The 16,457-nt window shown below is 41.9% G+C and carries 16 protein-coding genes, 1 tRNA gene and 1 pseudogene; 10 read left to right on the top strand and 8 right to left on the bottom strand.

The window, feature by feature from the left end:
* The first annotated feature begins 5 nt into the window (after positions 1-5).
* Positions 6-90, top strand: a tRNA-Leu gene (locus tag FTU00_RS12955).
* A 145-nt stretch (positions 91-235) separates the two neighbouring features.
* Here FTU00_RS12955 and FTU00_RS12950 read toward each other — a convergent pair.
* Positions 236-439 carry a hypothetical protein gene (locus tag FTU00_RS12950; protein ID WP_004786362.1) on the bottom strand — a complete coding sequence of 68 codons (204 nt, stop codon included), beginning with the start codon at positions 437-439 and terminating at the stop codon, positions 236-238.
* Between the two features lie 418 nt (positions 440-857).
* Between FTU00_RS12950 and FTU00_RS12945 the strand changes: the two genes are divergently transcribed.
* On the top strand, positions 858-1,130 hold the full coding sequence (locus FTU00_RS12945; RefSeq protein WP_180179856.1) for a hypothetical protein: 273 nt from the start codon (positions 858-860) through the stop codon (positions 1,128-1,130).
* Positions 1,131-1,141: 11 nt separating this feature from the next.
* On the opposite strand, the gene gloB is transcribed toward FTU00_RS12945, so the two are convergent.
* The gene (gene gloB, locus FTU00_RS12940) at positions 1,142-1,876 is read right to left on the bottom strand and encodes a hydroxyacylglutathione hydrolase (RefSeq protein ID WP_180004454.1); all 735 of its coding nucleotides are present in this window, start codon (positions 1,874-1,876) and stop codon (positions 1,142-1,144) included.
* A 120-nt stretch (positions 1,877-1,996) separates the two neighbouring features.
* The gene (locus tag FTU00_RS12935; RefSeq protein WP_034705217.1) at positions 1,997-2,581 is read right to left on the bottom strand and encodes a flavin reductase family protein; all 585 of its coding nucleotides are present in this window, start codon (positions 2,579-2,581) and stop codon (positions 1,997-1,999) included.
* A gap of 116 nt (positions 2,582-2,697) precedes the next feature.
* On the opposite strand from FTU00_RS12935, the gene FTU00_RS12930 reads away from it, so the two are divergent.
* Entirely contained in the window at positions 2,698-3,519 is an 822-nt protein-coding gene (locus FTU00_RS12930) for a PhzF family phenazine biosynthesis protein (protein ID WP_180179855.1), read from the top strand.
* 141 nt (positions 3,520-3,660) lie between these two features.
* A complete protein-coding gene (locus FTU00_RS12925) occupies positions 3,661-6,426 on the top strand; it encodes a pitrilysin family protein (protein WP_180179854.1) in 2,766 nt (921 codons plus the stop codon).
* A 215-nt stretch (positions 6,427-6,641) separates the two neighbouring features.
* Here the strand turns inward: FTU00_RS12925 and FTU00_RS12920 are convergent, their stop codons facing one another.
* Positions 6,642-7,706, bottom strand: a complete 1,065-nt coding sequence (locus tag FTU00_RS12920) for an amidohydrolase (protein WP_034590228.1) — start codon at positions 7,704-7,706, stop codon at positions 6,642-6,644.
* A gap of 107 nt (positions 7,707-7,813) precedes the next feature.
* The gene (locus tag FTU00_RS12915) at positions 7,814-8,209 is read right to left on the bottom strand and encodes a DUF3144 domain-containing protein (RefSeq protein ID WP_004786347.1); all 396 of its coding nucleotides are present in this window, start codon (positions 8,207-8,209) and stop codon (positions 7,814-7,816) included.
* 110 nt (positions 8,210-8,319) lie between these two features.
* Between FTU00_RS12915 and FTU00_RS12910 the strand changes: the two genes are divergently transcribed.
* A complete protein-coding gene (locus FTU00_RS12910; RefSeq protein ID WP_004786345.1) occupies positions 8,320-8,952 on the top strand; it encodes a hypothetical protein in 633 nt (210 codons plus the stop codon).
* A gap of 22 nt (positions 8,953-8,974) precedes the next feature.
* On the opposite strand, the gene FTU00_RS12905 is transcribed toward FTU00_RS12910, so the two are convergent.
* Entirely contained in the window at positions 8,975-10,426 is a 1,452-nt protein-coding gene (locus tag FTU00_RS12905) for a CYTH and CHAD domain-containing protein (RefSeq protein WP_180179853.1), read from the bottom strand.
* Positions 10,427-10,546: 120 nt separating this feature from the next.
* Complete coding sequence (locus FTU00_RS12900; RefSeq protein WP_180179852.1) at positions 10,547-12,004, bottom strand: inorganic triphosphatase; 1,458 nt, start codon at positions 12,002-12,004, stop codon at positions 10,547-10,549.
* Between the two features lie 333 nt (positions 12,005-12,337).
* On the opposite strand from FTU00_RS12900, the gene FTU00_RS12895 reads away from it, so the two are divergent.
* The 5 genes from FTU00_RS12895 (at position 12,338) to FTU00_RS12875 (ending at position 16,333) form a co-directional block, all read left to right on the top strand.
* Positions 12,338-12,721, top strand: coding sequence for a DUF962 domain-containing protein (locus FTU00_RS12895; protein WP_159123774.1), 384 nt, complete (start codon positions 12,338-12,340; stop codon positions 12,719-12,721).
* A gap of 835 nt (positions 12,722-13,556) precedes the next feature.
* Complete coding sequence (thiE, locus tag FTU00_RS12890) at positions 13,557-14,177, top strand: thiamine phosphate synthase (protein WP_180179851.1); 621 nt, start codon at positions 13,557-13,559, stop codon at positions 14,175-14,177.
* A 39-nt stretch (positions 14,178-14,216) separates the two neighbouring features.
* On the top strand, positions 14,217-15,518 hold the full coding sequence (gene hemL / locus FTU00_RS12885; RefSeq protein WP_034706389.1) for a glutamate-1-semialdehyde 2,1-aminomutase: 1,302 nt from the start codon (positions 14,217-14,219) through the stop codon (positions 15,516-15,518).
* Between the two features lie 127 nt (positions 15,519-15,645).
* Positions 15,646-16,059, top strand: a complete 414-nt coding sequence (locus FTU00_RS12880) for a heme-binding protein (protein WP_180179850.1) — start codon at positions 15,646-15,648, stop codon at positions 16,057-16,059.
* Positions 16,060-16,123: 64 nt separating this feature from the next.
* A complete protein-coding gene (locus FTU00_RS12875; protein WP_180179849.1) occupies positions 16,124-16,333 on the top strand; it encodes a hypothetical protein in 210 nt (69 codons plus the stop codon).
* A gap of 14 nt (positions 16,334-16,347) precedes the next feature.
* On the opposite strand, the pseudogene FTU00_RS12870 reads toward FTU00_RS12875, so the two are convergent.
* A pseudogene (locus FTU00_RS12870) lies at positions 16,348-16,457 on the bottom strand (IS5/IS1182 family transposase); the annotation flags it as partial.

Genomic DNA, 16,457 nt, shown 5'->3' with positions numbered 1-16,457 from the left:
CTGATGGGGACGTGGCGAAATTGGTAGACGCACTGGATTTAGGTTCCAGCGCCGCGAGGTGTGAGAGTTCGAGTCTCTCCGTCCCCACCATCAAAAGAGACAAGGTTGATGCCTTGTTTTTTTTTGCCTGAAATTTTATAAACGAAAAAAAGCCCATCGAAATGGGCTGATTATAGGAATAAGAGAATTTTACTCAAATAAAAGGGTAAATCATGAGTGCATTGATTAATTAAATTTAAGCTTTCAGATGATCTTCAAACTCCTCACCCAGTTGCATGGCCAATGCATTACCTGAAAGATCACAAGTCACCAGACCATATTCTTTTTTAAAACTGAAACTAAAACCACGATTGTCTGCCAGGGTGCGAACCGAATACCCCAATTTTTCTAACCAAAGTCTAAATGCGAGAACGTTTTTTGCTTTAACCACTTTTTTCACGACATAACTCCTTCATCAGTTAAATCATAGATAAGGGTGAGAATTTTCGTTTTAAAGGGCAAATACCCTTATTTAAATTAATTTAATTGAATTTGCGGATTTAATGAACAAGATAATATAGACCAAATATAAGGTTTTCAATCTAAGTCTATGTTTTTTATTATTTTCAAGATGTTGTAACTAAATATTTTAATTATAAACCTAAATAATTTTTTGAATAGTTATTAATATTCAAATATTTAAATCAGTAATTGTTTATTTTTTATTCATTTTAAATTAGGAATTAGCGTGGTTTAAAGTTTTAGAGTTTGAGTAAGGCTTAAAAATATACAATCCATCAAAGTCTCAGAGTATTCAGGTCATGGTGTTAGGCTCAATCCTTTATACTGAAATTGATGTAATTTAAATAAGATTAATGATGACTGAATTAAATATTGAACAGTACGTCAAACAGCAAATTGAACTTATGCAGCAGCAAGGGCAGGAGCCTGTTGCTGTGATGCTGGGTCATGAAGACTGGCTGGATTTTTCGGTACAGTCCAAGGTGGCTTATACGCCATTTGGCAGTGCGCGCCGTTATCAACCTGCTTTGGGTGGATTATTGCTGGTCAGGATTGATGAAATGAATGCGGTACGAGTGGTCACCCAGCAGGAACTGGATGACCATGCTCAGAAGCATCAGCTGCTCTAAGCAGCTATAGTTTAAAACGAGTCTTTCATCACGCGTAAATGTTGAAACTCTTCGACACTGTCTGCGCGTAAAAAAGGATTGGTTTCCAGTTCTGCTGCAATCGTACTGGGTAAGGTGCATTGTCCAAGCATGCGCATACGCTCAACCTGTTCGAAACGCTCCAGAATTGCTGGATTATCCGGTTCAACATGTTTGGCAAACTGTGCATTCGACAGTGTATATTCATGCGTGCAATAAACCTGGGTACGTGGCGGTAAGGCAGCCAGACGAGTCAGAGAGTGGTACATCTGCTGATAAGTGCCTTCAAATACCCGCCCACAGCCCATGGCAAACAGGGTATCGCCACAAAACAGCACATCAATAGCATCCAGGAAATACACGATATGGCCTAGGGTATGACCCGGTACGGCAATAATCTGTACCTCAACACCATGAAAACTGAACTGGTCGTCATGTTCAAGTGGATGGTTAATAAACGGAATTTTTTCCAGCTCAGCTTTTGGGCCATATACCGGTAATGATTGCTTTTGAATTAAATCCGGAACGCCCCCGATATGGTCTTTATGCCAGTGGGTGAGCCAGATCTGACTCAGCTCAAGCCCATGTTCGGCGCAGTAATTCTGAACTAACGCAGCTTCAGTGGGATCAATGACCACGACCTGATGCGTCGGTGTATGTTCAAGCAACCAGATATAATTTTGTAATGAGTTTTTGACATCAATACAGTGGATTTTAAACGGCATCATAAGACATCAGACCAAACAGATATTATGGATAAAGTAGCATAAATTCAGGCAGTCTGACTGTGGTCAAGGTCGCCTGTTTGCAAGAATTTTTTATATGATTTGTTTAAAAAGATCAGTTATTTATTCTGCATCTTTTACTGCGACAGCTTCGCCAATGGTATAGAAGTGACCACCGGCGACATGATGAATACTTTTCCATTCTTCGCTGACTTCATGATAGAACCAGTGCCCATCACGGAACACCCGATCATCGGCATAAGCGGCAATGACCTTACCAATAAACAGGTCATGGGCTTGCTGGTTATGTGGCTCGGGAATCAGCTCACATAAAATCCAGGCGGCACAACCTTCTACAACTGGGATCTCTTGATCTGCGAATTTGAATAACTGCACACCGGACTGCTCCAGTTTGTCTGGGGCATTGTACAGACTCAATGTTCCCAGACTATAGACCATTTCCAGCTGTTTGAGGGTGGGAATCTGCAGGGCAAAGTAGCCAGAATTTTCTATTATTTTTCGGGTCTTGGTGCTTTTATCCAGTACTACGGTGACTTTTGCTGGACTGAATTCGAGTGCACATGCCCAGGCAGCGGCCATGACATCAGTGTCTTGCCCATCATTGGCAGACACTAACACAGTGGGGCCATGTGTAATCAGGCGATAGGCTTTTTCTAAAGGTACAGTTTGAATATGTGAATTGTTCATAAAGAACCTTAATGAGTGAAAAGGGAGAAAAATAAATCATCTGATCCACAGCATATAAAATTCCTCTTCTGGAAAAAAGCTTTTAAACTAAACACCTACATACAGGAGTAAAGAAAATGAAAATGTACCAGGTGGATGCTTTTACGACGTCTCTATTTAAGGGAAATCCTGCTGCAGTCATCGTGCAGGATGCTTGGCTGGATGATCACCTGATGCAGAATATTGCCCTGGAAAATAATCTGTCTGAGACCGCTTTTGTCAAAGTGCTGGATGCAGAAAATTATGAAATTCGCTGGTTTACGCCGACCAAGGAAGTGGATTTCTGTGGACATGCGACATTGGCCAGCAGCTTTGTATTATTCAAGGATTTTAGCTCTGCAAAAACCATTTATTTTCATGTCAAAGATCTGGGCATTTTTACAGTATGCCAGGATGAGGATGGCAAAATCCGGATGAATTTCCCCATCCGTCAGCCTGAACTCATCACAGATTATCCGGAAGCCTTAAGACAGGCCCTGACGAAACCTTTTAAAAACGTTTATCTGAATACACAAGGTTATATTATTGAATATGAATCAGTAGAAGATGTGCTGGATGAGCAACCCAATATTGAATTGCTGAAGCAGCTGAATGGAAAAAGAACCGCGATTACAGCGGCGGGTCCATTACTGGATGTCGCGATTACCGCTGGTGATACGCAATATGATTGCATATCACGTTATTTTGCACCGAGTAACGGGATTAATGAAGATCCGGTAACGGGTTCAATTCATACCGGGATTGCACCGATCTGGGCGGAGAAATTAAATAAAACTGAACTGGTGGCTTATCAGGCTTCTCAGCGTGGCGGTGTATTGTATTGTGCATTAAAAGAGCAAGACCGCATTGAGATTTCAGGTTATGCCAAACTGTTTATGCTGGCCGAACTTTATATTTAATTAACATACTCAATAAAATACCGTGAAATTGCGCGGTATTTTATTTGGCATCTCATAAAATAGACTATTCATAATAGAGACTTTTCTCTAAGATCAGAGTGACTGTAAATAAAAATTCACACTTAAAAATTTGGATGAACAATGCAAATACGCTTTAAACGTTTAAGCATGGCGATTTTATTATCTGGCTGGACTGCGGCCAGTTTTGCACAGCCAGTATTGGTGAAAACAGAACAGAATATCGAAGAATATCGACTGGAAAATGGCTTAAGAATTATTCTTGCGCCCAATGATAAAGAAAATAAAGTGTTTATGAATACGGTCTATCTGACCGGTTCACTGAATGATCCTCAAGGCAAAGGTGGGTTAGCGCATCTGCTTGAACATCTGGCGTTTAAAGGCACGGAAAATGTGAAGGGAGATGAGTTTCAGCGCCGTCTGGATCAATATACCTTAATGACCAATGCTAGTACTGACTATTACTCAACCAAATATACCAATGTGATTCGTCCTGAGCAGACTGCGGTCAATGAAGTGATTTTCCTTGAAGCAGAACGCATGGACAAGCTGGTCCTGCAAGAAAAGTATGTGCCGACTGAAATTGACATCGTGAAACGTGAGCGTGAAATCCGTCTGGATCAGCCATTTTCCGTACTGATGGATCAGGTATTTAAATCAGCTTATGGCAATCAGTATCTGGGGCGATTACCGATTGGTGACTTGAACGAACTGCAATCGATCAAGATGCAGGAGCTGAACCAGTTTTATCGTCATTGGTATGCACCGAATAATGCTTTGATGATTATTTCAGGCAAGTTTAATAAGGCAGAAGTGCTGAAGCAGATTGATACCCATTTCAGTCCGATTCAGTCCCGCAAAGTACCTGAAGCGGTAAAAGTGCCTGCGCTAAAACCTGAACAGATCAAACAGCGTGAATTTACCGTACAAAAGGGTAGTGATCTGGCCAAATTTAATATTTATCTGAACCAGTCAGAAGAAAGTATTAAAACCACGCTGGCCATGTCTCCAATCTTATATACATTGCAACCTAGCGGACACCTGTATCAGAGTCTGGTCGAGACGGGTAAAACTACTACGGTGCAGTCTATGACCTGGCTGGATAAAGATTTTAATCTGGTCTTTATGGGTGCCATCTATGCGCCAAATCATCAAGTCAAGCAGGTTGAGCAGGGCTTGATTCAGGGTGTAGAGCAGAGCCAGCCATTTAACGAAACCGAATTAAACCGGGCTAAAAGTCTAACCCGAAACCAGGCGGACAATGTTAAAAATAGCGCAACCGCTTTAGGTTCGCGTTTAAGTGAATATGTAGTGGCTTATTCAGGTGACTGGAGCCAGTATTTCAAAGATCTGCAAGCCATAGAAAAGCTGGATGTCAATCAGATCAATCAGGTGTATAAGGCATTCTTTAAGCCAGAATATCGTATTTCTGGCAATATCTTGCCGACACCAGAAGATCAGAAAAAAGCACAGGAGTTGCCCCAGACTGAAGTGCCGGCTCAAACTCTGGACCAGCAGGCTGAAGCAGCAGAACCGCTGAAAGATGTCAGTGTCTATCAGGCAGAAGTAAAGCAGTATGTGGCGCAGTCCAAGCAATATTTACAGGCTAAGGACAAGCAGATTCAACGGGGCAAACTGAAGAATGGTATTAAATACGCTTTATTCCCGACCCAGACTCAGGATGACAAAGTTTATGCCACCATTGCGCTTAATTTCGGCACGGCACAAAGTTTGTTCAATAAAGGCGAGATTCTGGATCTGACAGCTTACTTATTGCTGCGTTCTTCTGAAACCCAAAGCTTGCAACAGATTGCCGATAAAATTATTGAGTCCGGTGGTTCAGCCACGGCCAGTTCCTCTGAAAATGGCATGAGCATTCAGATCAGTGCCAAAAAAGAGAAGTTTGAGGAATTTTTCCAGTATGTGCTGGATGTGCTCAATAAACCGGCCTTTGAGCAGAGCCAGTTTGACCTGATTAAAGGACAAAGCCTGTCTGCGTTAGACCGTCCTTATACTGAGCCCAATATGGTGGCCGGCCTGACCATGTCTCGCGCGACCGAGATTTATCAGCCGGGTGACCTTCGCTATCATTTTGAACCTGAACTGGCAAAAAAACAGATTCAGGCTGCTACTCGTGAACATGTCGTAGCGTTATATCAGCAGTTCTTTAATACGCATCATGCCCAGATCGCAGTGACAGGGGAATTTAATCCGAAGTCCGTGAGCAAAGTCCTCAAAAATAACTTTGCGAGCTGGAAAGCGAAGCAGCCTTATGAGCGCTTAAGTGGTCAATATACAGTTTATCCGGCACAGAAAATCCATGCGTTGTCTGAACAGCGCGAGTTCGGTCATTATCAGGCTGTCATGACATTCCCTGTCGGTGCAGAACATGTAGATTTACCAGCCATGCTGGTCTTCCGGCATATTCTGGGTGATTCTCAGTTGTCTTCACGTTTAGCACAGGAACTGCGTGAGAAAAATGCGCTGGTTTATGGCTTCAGTGCCAATGCTCAGTATGATGAATGGATTGATTCAGGCGCATTAGGCATTCAGGCGAATTATACGCCTGGCCGATCAGCACAGGTGTCACAAGCGGTGCATAAGGTATTGAATGAGCTTCTGGCCAAAGGGGTAACCGAGCAGGAAGTTGAAGCAGCGAAAGCCACGATTTTGAAACAGCGCGTCACTGCACTAGAAGATGATCGCCGTATTCACAGCATGCTGATTCCACAACTGGAAAAAGATCGTAATCTGATCTATCGGGAGAAACGTGATCAGGCGATTGCCAAGCTGACCAAGGCAGATGTCGATGCCGTTATCAAAAAATATGTTAAACCGGATCAACTGGTCGAAGTCATGGCGGATCAGTATGGGAAAGAAGTGAAATAAACTCTGTAATTTTTTATAAGTCTATGACGGTCTCTTTTCATTTTAAATAAATGTTTAGATGTCTATATGGCTACTTTTGCTTCGGCAAAAGTAGCCAAAACCATTTGTCATCCGCAAAACTCGTCCACCACCTTCACGAAATAAATTTATTGTAGAAACAATCCTCTTATGATGTAGTCCTACCTCAACCAGTTACGGATGACGTTTCCACGTATCTATAGGCGATAAAAGCGTTTGGCATTCTCATAAAAAACCGGCTTTACAGCATGTTCGTCATAGCTCTGCACAATATCGCTAAAGGCATCAATGATGGTGACCAGATCTGTACTGACACGATCCATCGGGAAATTAGAAGCAAACATGATGCGATCTTTAGCGAAGCATTGTAGGGCATGCTGGATCAATGGAGCCGCGAGCTGAATCAGTTCATCTTTTTTTGCCAGTTTTCGCTCTAAATGAAAACGATGACCGAGTACAGGCATAAACAGACCGGAGATTTTGCTATACACATTCGGGCATTTTGCCAGTTCAGCCAGGTCTTCTTTCCAGGTCTGAAAAATATAGTCTCTCTGCTGTGCAGTTTGTCCTGTCGCTTTACCGACTTTCCCAAAGATGCCGGCAGGTGTGCCCAAGTGATCCAGCACAATCGGCGTTTCAGGAAATGTTTTGGCCAGATGGGCCACATCAGAAATTTGGGTAGAATAAACCCAGGCATCAAAACTTAAATTGGCTTTGGCTAATTCCTCAAATCCTTTCAGAAATTTCTTATTGCAGTATAAATGCGGTTCATCGGTCCAGGCATGAATGCCTTTATCGGCATGGAACGATGCCATTTTACGAATACCACGTAATTTAGGCGAAACTTCCTGATGTAATTGCAGCAGCTGTTTAAAGTTTTTTTGACGAAGATCAGCTGTAGCCACAATGCCGCCTAGCTGAATATTCTGTTCAGCAAAAGGCAGCCCGGCAATAAACCTGGTTTCATTAACCACGCCAGTACCTTTATGCTCATGCCAGCTTGCTTCTATATGAACAATCTGTTCCACCTGATAATGACCGATGTCACGTTTATAATTTTCAGGTAGGTAAGGCGCGGTCAGATGTTCGGTCAGACCAATGGTATCGATCACCGCTTTGGGCTTGATCAGTCGCACCATTTTGTTCAGCAGTTTGGGATGTTTGCCAAATAATTTTACGGCTGAGGCTGCGGCATGCGGTGTGGTATAAGGGTCCCATTGATGAATATGCGGATCTATAATCGGAAAGGGCAGTTGTTGCATGATATTTTTGGTCATCGTTTAATTTTTATTCATTTTTTATAGGATGAATCCAGTATTAAAGTCAAATTAAAAATCAAAGATTTAAAAAAAGCCCCGTAGGGCTTTCATTAATGATCGTGGTCGTGTTGATGCTTGTTGGCATGAAACTCTTCATTACGACGGAAACGTAAATAGTTCTCAAACTGCTCACAGTATTCATCGTAGTTATCTTCCAGCATCATCTGAAATTGCTGCAAGATATAAGACATGACCTGATCTTTAGCGTCGCGCATCTCGTTGCCATCTTTGAAATTGTTGGCAGCGACCCAGGTATTAAAGCGGGCAGTACCAAACAGCATTGCAGCGCTGACTTGACCACGTTTTTCTGCCGGGTTTTCCTGAGAGCCTTTTTCTACACGGCTAAATTCGTTGGCCTGTTTAATAAATTCATCAGCACGTTCAAAGAATGCAGCATTTAACGCTTCTTCTTCGGTTACATCGGTTGCTTCAATCTTTTGAACCATGAATTTTTCCTGATAATAAAATCTTAATCACTAATTATAGGCAAAGCCTTGCAGAAACTAAACCTTTGCCTTAATCTAAAAATAGCCTAAGCAATAAAAATGTAAATCTCATGCAAGATGCAATTGCTGTACAGAGTCTGAAAAGTGATATTGCCTTATTACGCCAGAATATCTGGCCACCAGCAAATCTGGCCAATGTGGAAGGATTGCCAATTTATTATGGCACCAAGTCGCAGGTCGAAGAATATTACAAGCAATGGCTGGGTCTGATTGAAAGGGCACAAGACCTGTTTCAGCCTTTTATGGAAGATGAAGTCCTGGATGCGATTCATTTGCCAAGTCATTTGAATCTGCCCTTATTTTATTTTCATGTGGACCGCATCCGGATTAATAAAACCCGTGCCAAAGAATCCAAAACTTTTCGTGGTATTGCCAGCCTGATTGAAAAATGTGGGCAATTTGAACCGGAACAGATTCAGGCCATGCAACGCTGGCTAGACAGTGATGAAACGGCAGCTTTGGTGGCACATCGTGAATTTGTAGATCTGCGCACTTATGTGTTCCAGCATGGTCAGAGTGAATACACCCGGACTCGGTTCTATGTGAATGGGATCGTACTGAGTGTCGAACCACATTTTGAACTAGTTGATGCCCGTGATAAACCGCGTAAGCAACGCAGCGATAGTTATAGCGATCCGCTGGCTGATAACAATACCTGGAAAGTATATGGCAAATATCGCTAGAGCAATTTTGTCTATTTATCTCTTACCAGAATGGCTGGGTGTGAGAAAATTTCTGTAACTGCTCGGCAGCCTGTTCCGACAGATGCTGCTGTTCTGCGGTGAGCCAGCCGATGACAAACCATGCCTTGGAATGTTTTTTGGCATAAGGCCTATACAGGCTTTCTGCGACAAACAGGTCATTATAATGACCTAAAGTCTCCTGTAAGGGCTTTAACGCTTTCAGATATCTTTTAACTTCCTTTTCAGGAAACAGGCTTTGCAGAAATTCCACATTATAACGCAAGCGTTTAACCCGCTTGCGGGTTCGGTGGCGTGATTCAATATCCAGTTCCTGATAATTCTCTGCATCTGCACAGACTTTCTGATGCAGTTTGCTGAGTCCTTTACACAGGATTTTATGCGAGGACTTTTGCTGGTTTGCACTCTGATCCTGACTAAATTGTAGTAGCTCCAGTATCAGCTCCATCGTAGCTGGCTTTCTGAATAATTGGCTAATATCTGCCTGATCCTGTTGGGCTGGAGGCAACTGCAATACTGGTGAACCCGCAGCTTCTAGCTGAGGAAGCAGACTTTCAGCTAAAGCATCGCGATCCCGAGTAGAGCCTAATTGCTGGAAGATATTGCGTAACTGATCCTGCCATTCCTCTGGCAAATCCTGATGATAGGGCTGGAAGATTTTTAAGGCACTGCGTAAACGCCGGATAGCGACGCGGGCCTGGTGCACATGGTCACTATTGTAATTCTCTAGCGCAATCGCCGTCGCATTGGGAAACAGGTGCGTCAGACAGTTGGTGATAATTTTTTGCAAGATATGATGAATATCGTCTTTAGCTGCGAGCTCTAAGGTTGTCTGATGCTGGACCGGAAGATCAGTTTTATTATTCAGCAGAGCATAACCACGTTCAGATTTGCTGCGTACATCCAGCCATAACTGATAACGTTGAATCCAGGGTTTAACAAAATCAATTAAGTCATCAAGTTTGCCACTTTTGAGCTCAAATTCAACTTCATAAATATCCAAGGTCTGGCCATTAGAACGAATCTCACCTCTATCCAGTGCAATTTCAATCTGACTTCCTCGGTAATTTTCAATCCAGAGATCCCGCTCTACATCAGTTTCAAATTGTAGAGTCAGAGACGTATCTAGGGTGTGAAGTGCCTGTTTTAGAATCTTCCGAGCCTGTTTATGCTTGGCATAAGCTTTTAAATCACAGTTGTCCGGTGCGGTATCCAGTCTTTCTTCCAGCTCAAAGCGTTCAAATTGATGCTGGCTCGGTGCTTTTAAGGTCTGAAACCATTGACGGTCTTCCAGACGCTGCCGGAGTGCAATTTTGTGCTGCTGTAACTGCTGATCGGAAGTATCAAAGTATTTGGCACATAAATGATGTTGAGTCGGCCCGTACTGCTGAAAATCTTGTTCGAATTGGTGACGTATACTTTGTGGAATCTGGAATTTGAGTTCGATTTCTGCCATCGGGCCATTCCTTCTCGATGAAGCTCATAACAATCAATATAGACCAAACAACAAAAGTATTGTGATGTGCTTGTGCAACAAAAAGCACGCCGTAGCGTGCTTTGAAAGTCAGTTAAATACTTATTTAAGAAATTTGCGGCTGACCAGAAACTGTTCTGTCGCTTCCAGTAAGCGCTGTGCATAGACTTCCTGCTTGGCAGTCAGCCAACCCAACACAAACCAGTCACTGGCTTCCAGCTCAGTCTGCTGGATATACAGGGCAGAGGAGGCCAATGTCTGATATTCATTTGCTGCCTGCTGTGCATCATTTAACGCCTTGCTGTATTTTTGTAGGTTTTTGACATCATAAATCGTGGTCAAAATTGGGAAGCTGAATTTTAATTCCTGAATGCGAATTGCTAGCTGATCCAGACTCTCAAAATTGGTAATATCAGTCTGGTTCATCTGTTCATGCAAGACTTTGTATTGTTGCTGCAAGGTAGTTTGCGCTGCAGATTTCAATTCCAGCGGCTTAGCTTCATTTGTACTTAAGCTGAAGATCAGCAATTCCAGATAGTGATGCACATTTTGGGTGGATTTCACCAGATTGCCCAGCTTCTCTTTGGCATAGAGAATATCTTTAGTCAGGTTCTCTGCGGTCGTAGGATTTTGCAGGAAGCCAGCCAGAGTGTTTTGCATGTGCTGTAAATGTTGCAGATGTTCAAACTGATGTTTAAATGCGGCAAGCTGATGCGCCCATTTGTCTGAAACCTGAGTATGCCAATCTTTAAACAAAAGTAGGGTCAGATAGAGATGATTCAAGGCCTGTTGTGCCTGGTCAATATGTTCCTGTTCTGCCACTTGCGCGGAGATTGCCGCAATATTGGGCAACAGGTGCTGCATTTGCTGGGCCACCAGATGACACAGGTTTTTGCCTGCACTGTCTTTTTTGCTGATCTGGAATTCTTTGGCAAAAGTAGCGGGACTTACATTCTGATGAGTCGCTAACAAATTCCCAATTTCAGCCTTACTGCGTACATCCAGCCACAGCTGATATTTTTTGACCCATTCAAAACTAAAGGCCAGCAAATCCTGAATTGAGCCATGCTTTAACTCGAATTCAACTTCATGCACTTCCTGTTCAGCATGAGGCGTGCGAATACAGCCGATATCCAGGCTGACTTCGATTGATGTGTTTTCATATTCAATCACGCGCAAGGTACGGGCAATATCGGTTTCAAACTGCAATTGCAGCTGGTCAAACTGATCACCTAAAGCACGATTAAGCAAGGTTTGCGCTTCAGCAGACTGCTGGTAAATACTCAGGTCCAGCTCAGGAGAATATTCTAATTCACCCAGATCATGATTATGCTCGAAACGTTCAATGTGGCTTTTGCCTGCCGCTTTTAACGTCTGAACCCAACGACTGCCTTCTAATCGTTGGCGTAGGGCAATTCCATGCTGGGCCAGTTGACGGTCTGCAGTATCATAGTATTTGGCTTGAAGCAGGATCTGTTGAGATTTCTTGGGATCAAGTGCCTTAAGCAGGGCAGTACGGCGTGCCGCGGGAATCTGGAACTTGAGTTCAACTTCAACCATGATAATCATCCTGTCTATTCAATTTATTGAAAAATATTAAAAAATAAATTGAATTTTTATTCGCTTGCATGAAATTCCGATATGAAACGGAAATATTTTTTAGACTTTTGAGCGGCTGATTGTAACGAAAAACCAATCTGATGTAAGACTTGACCGATTGAAAAAAATGGAAATGGAAAAATTAAAATGCTGATCTCATTCGCTGGTTTCTACTGAAAGCATGACAATTCAATATCTAAGCCAAATTCAGGTACAGAATTACATGAAAATAAAGGTACTTTTAATTGCCTAAATTATGCGCTAAGGTGAAGAAAAAAGATCAGGATGATGATAATGAATGCACAAGTGCAGCCGAGCAATGAGATTGCAGAACTGACTTCTCCACAAATGCCGATTCATGACTATCATGAGTTTTACCGGTTTTATCTAACCGAGCATCGCCATATTATGAGCCGCCGTTTGCATGTCGCAGGCAGCAGTATCGGTTTATATTTTTTTAGCAAAGCCCTTCATCAGCGTAAAGCTAAATATCTGGCCTATGGACTACTCTCAGGTTATGCCTGTGCCTGGATTGGTCATTTCATTTTTGAAAAGAATAAACCGGCCAGCTTTAAACAGCCGCTATACAGTTTTATTTCAGACTGGCGTATGTTTGCCGATGTATTACGTGGTAACCTGAGCCTGGTCGATCGTAAGCACGACAAAATTCCAAGTTAGGGCTTATGACGTTTTATCGGATTTATGCTTAAGTATTGCAATAAAAACGATAAAAACACTTGCAAGTGTAGAGTTATTATTCTATTAATTGTTTTATTGCTTATTCAGTATTTTATCAAAGAGTATAATTCACTGAATAAATCAGTTTTCCAAGCCTGGAGCGACCTTCTCCGGGCTTTTTTTATATTTAAAAAAATAGAAAGATCTGCATTGACGTATTTTTAATTTATCTGAATGATTTAGAAAATATTCACGAGATGAATGAACCAAGTTTGAGAGATAAGATGGTCAGTTCTGCTTAGATGGGTCGATCCTTTCTAGCTTTGACACGTCTCCCCATAAACGGTTTACCCAAAGCTAGAAAGGATCTGGTAGATAAAACACAGCTTTTGCTTTTCTATTTATGTGTTGTGTTCGAACTTATATAAATCCTTTAATGCATGTAGACCTATCCCTGAAATTGGGTATTTTGAAGTTTTCTTTAAGTTTTGTGACTAATAGTATTCAAGCAATTTTATAAACAGGAATTGTAAAATCCGGACATAAAAAAATCGCTTTCAGAATTTTGCAACTTCTCCACTAAGTTATCTGCAAAATCCTAAAAGCGTTTGTCGGAGGGCGTAAGCATTAACACTTTATCATTATTGTTATAAAACCATTAAAACGTAAATTCTCGCAGTCGCCTATCACTGAAAATAGGGATATTGATCAATCACCTGTATAAAAAGTACAAATAATAATCTAATACCTGAATCGGGTATTATTCAGTGTTTAGGATGGGGAAACTCGCCCATTTATGCCTATAATAGCGTATGTATTTTGAATGGCGGCAGTCATGCGCGGTTTATATTTAATTACCAATGATGATCCTATTGAGCTTCTTCTGGCGAAACTTGAAGGTGCAATGGCGACTTATGAAGTTGCGGTACTTCAGTATCGTCGTAAAAAAGTAGCGAAAGAAGATCAGGCTTACGAAATCGAATATATGAAACAAATGTGTGAACAGTATAAAGTTCCATTTGTAATTAATGACGATTTGGAAACTGCAGTAAAATATGGCGTAGGCGTGCATTTGGGTCAGGATGATGGCTCAATTCAGGAAGCTGTTGAACGTTTGCCCAAAAATGTATTGATTGGCCGCAGTTGTAATAATTCACTTGAGCTTGCTGAACAAGCCATTGCGGATGGTGCAAACTATGTGGCATTTGGTGCGATCTTTGCGACTGACACCAAGCCAGAAGCGGGCAATATTGGTTTAGAAACCTTGAAACTGGCTAAAGAAAAATTGAATGTACCAATCTGTGCCATTGGTGGTTTGACAGTTGAAAACGGTAAAGAAGTCATTGAAGCCGGCGCTGATCTTTGTGCGGTCATTAGTGATGTTTTAGGCCGCTCGATGTCTACTGTCGGTCAACGAGTGTATGACTGGTCGGAACTATTTGCTGAACAAGCTTAATTTTTATTTCTTATTGTATTTTTGAGTTGAGTGATTCTCATGAGTTTATCTCCAAAGCAAGAACAACTATTTAAACAAGCCAATAAACATATTCCGGGTGGTGTTAACTCACCTGTACGTGCTTTCAATGGCGTGGGTGGTACGCCTATCTTTATCGAGAAAGCACAAGGTGCTTATCTGTACGATGTCGATGGCAAGCGCTATGTGGACTATGTGGGTTCATGGGGCCCAATGATTCTGGGTCATGCGCATCCATCAATTATTAAAGCGGTGCAAGATGCAGCTGTTGATGGTTTAAGCTTTGGTGCACCAACCGTGCATGAAACCACTTTGGCAGATATCATTTGCGACATCATGCCATCCATTGAATTGGTACGTATGACGAATTCTGGTACTGAAGCGACCATGACTGCGATTCGTCTGGCACGTGGTTATACTGGTCGTGACAAGATCGTAAAATTTGAAGGTTGTTATCACGGTCACTCTGACTCGTTGCTGGTAAAAGCAGGTTCTGGCTTGTTAACTAAAGGCGAAGGTGAAGCGACTTCTGCGGGTGTACCCGCTGATTTTGCCAAACATACTTTAACTCTTCCTTATAACGACATCGCCACTTTAAAAGAATGCTTTGCCAAGTTCGGTTCAGAAATTGCCGGTGTAATTGTAGAGCCAGTAGCAGGAAACATGAATCTGGTGAAACCGATTGATGGTTTCCTGCAAGCGATACGTGATGTCTGTGATGAACATGGTTCAGTCTTCATCATTGATGAAGTGATGACAGGTTTCCGTGTCGGTCTAGGTGGTGCTCAGGCACATTATGGCGTAACTCCTGATTTAACGACTTTGGGTAAAATTATTGGTGCGGGGCTGCCAGTCGGTGCTTTTGGCGGTAAGCGTGAAGTGATGGAATGCATCGCGCCACTAGGTAACGTGTATCAGGCAGGTACTTTGTCCGGTAACCCGCTAGCAATGCGTGCCGGGATCGAGATGTTTAAACATCTGCGTGAGCCAGGTTTTTATGAAAAACTGACTGCTCAACTTGAAAAACTTCTTGCAGGTTTACAAGCAGCTGCGGATGAAGCCGGTATTCCATTCAAGACCCAGCAAGTGGGCGGCATGTTTGGCCTGTACTTCACTGATCAAGAAGACATCACCAGCTTTGATTCAATGCTGAAATGTGACGTAGAAGCTTTCAAGAAATTCTTCCATGGCATGTTAAGTCGTGGTGTGAACCTGGCTCCATCTGCATTTGAAGCAGGATTTATTTCAGCTGCGCATAGTGATGAAGATATTGAATTTACGATTCAAGCAGCGAAAGAAACTTTTGCTGAAATGAAAGGGTAATACAACCTCTCCCTAACCCTCTCCTAAAAGGAGAGGGAACATAAGCCCGAATTCCTTCGGGCTTATTTTATTCTTTTAATTAGACCGCAAAGATTTGAAATTGATAAATTAGAAATTGGATAGTTGAATGAAAACCAAACATTATCTGACCTTAAGCGACGCTGAGTTTTTGTTAAATCAGGCCTATGAATATGCGCTAGAAAATGGCTTTAATGTTAGTATTGCTGTAGTTGATGAAACTGGCAATTTGCTGGCAATGAAGCGTATGGATGGTGCTTCACCGATGACAGCAAACCTGTGTCTGGAAAAAGCACGTTGTTCTGCCATTAGTCGCCGCCCATCCAAACTGTTTGAAGATATTATCAAAGGCGGTCAAATGGGCTTTCTGACGATGGATACTTTTTCTGGGATGTTAGAAGGTGGTGAGCCGATTCTGTATCAAGGTCAGCTCGTAGGTGCAATGGGTGTTTCTGGAGTGAAGTCTTTCCAGGATGCGGAGATTGCACAGCAGGCGATAGAGAAGTTTTTAGAGGCTCAATAATAGAAAGATTTTTTATTATAATTTTATTACAATCTCGTTCATTTTTTATATTTCTGGGGATGCTATGAAGCTTTTACAATGGACGCTATTTATTGATATGTTAGGGTATAAAAATATAAATGGTGCTATTGATTCTAAAGAAAAAGCTTTAGAGTTGATAAATTTTATGAAGGAGAATGCAGAAATATTTCAAGAACAAGATTCTCAAAAGAGGAAAGAACTCTATCTACAAGAGGAATTTGACTTATATGAATTTTATGAACCGAAATATTAGACCTCTTTCATAAATCATTTTTTGCTCACTTCCAAATTGTAGATTCCAGCGATTAAATTGAATCTCAAACCAAGCCTTTTACCTCTATTTCGATAACGCTCAGCAAGGATTTTGAAGGTTTTCA

This window comes from Acinetobacter sp. YH12041 (assembly GCF_013419975.1).
Taxonomy (GTDB): Bacteria; Pseudomonadota; Gammaproteobacteria; order Pseudomonadales; family Moraxellaceae; genus Acinetobacter.
The sequence above is the reverse complement of the archived record's forward strand: the minus strand, read 5'-3'. Positions and strand labels throughout refer to the sequence as shown.

Excerpts from the sequence above, each read along its gene's own strand:
- FTU00_RS12875 (WP_180179849.1), top strand. The coding sequence starts at position 16,124 with ATGAAGCTTTTACAATGGACGCTATTTATTGATATGTTAGGGTATAAA.
- gloB (WP_180004454.1), bottom strand. The coding sequence starts at position 1,876 with ATGATGCCGTTTAAAATCCACTGTATTGATGTCAAAAACTCATTACAA.
- FTU00_RS12895 (WP_159123774.1), top strand. The coding sequence starts at position 12,338 with ATGAATGCACAAGTGCAGCCGAGCAATGAGATTGCAGAACTGACTTCT.
- FTU00_RS12880 (WP_180179850.1), top strand. The coding sequence starts at position 15,646 with ATGAAAACCAAACATTATCTGACCTTAAGCGACGCTGAGTTTTTGTTA.
- thiE (WP_180179851.1), top strand. The coding sequence starts at position 13,557 with ATGCGCGGTTTATATTTAATTACCAATGATGATCCTATTGAGCTTCTT.
- FTU00_RS12900 (WP_180179852.1), bottom strand. The coding sequence starts at position 12,004 with ATGGTTGAAGTTGAACTCAAGTTCCAGATTCCCGCGGCACGCCGTACT.
- FTU00_RS12935 (WP_034705217.1), bottom strand. The coding sequence starts at position 2,581 with ATGAACAATTCACATATTCAAACTGTACCTTTAGAAAAAGCCTATCGC.
- FTU00_RS12925 (WP_180179854.1), top strand. The coding sequence starts at position 3,661 with ATGCAAATACGCTTTAAACGTTTAAGCATGGCGATTTTATTATCTGGC.
- FTU00_RS12910 (WP_004786345.1), top strand. The coding sequence starts at position 8,320 with ATGCAAGATGCAATTGCTGTACAGAGTCTGAAAAGTGATATTGCCTTA.
- FTU00_RS12945 (WP_180179856.1), top strand. The coding sequence starts at position 858 with ATGACTGAATTAAATATTGAACAGTACGTCAAACAGCAAATTGAACTT.
- FTU00_RS12930 (WP_180179855.1), top strand. The coding sequence starts at position 2,698 with ATGAAAATGTACCAGGTGGATGCTTTTACGACGTCTCTATTTAAGGGA.
- FTU00_RS12915 (WP_004786347.1), bottom strand. The coding sequence starts at position 8,209 with ATGGTTCAAAAGATTGAAGCAACCGATGTAACCGAAGAAGAAGCGTTA.
- FTU00_RS12920 (WP_034590228.1), bottom strand. The coding sequence starts at position 7,706 with ATGCAACAACTGCCCTTTCCGATTATAGATCCGCATATTCATCAATGG.
- hemL (WP_034706389.1), top strand. The coding sequence starts at position 14,217 with ATGAGTTTATCTCCAAAGCAAGAACAACTATTTAAACAAGCCAATAAA.
- FTU00_RS12905 (WP_180179853.1), bottom strand. The coding sequence starts at position 10,426 with ATGGCAGAAATCGAACTCAAATTCCAGATTCCACAAAGTATACGTCAC.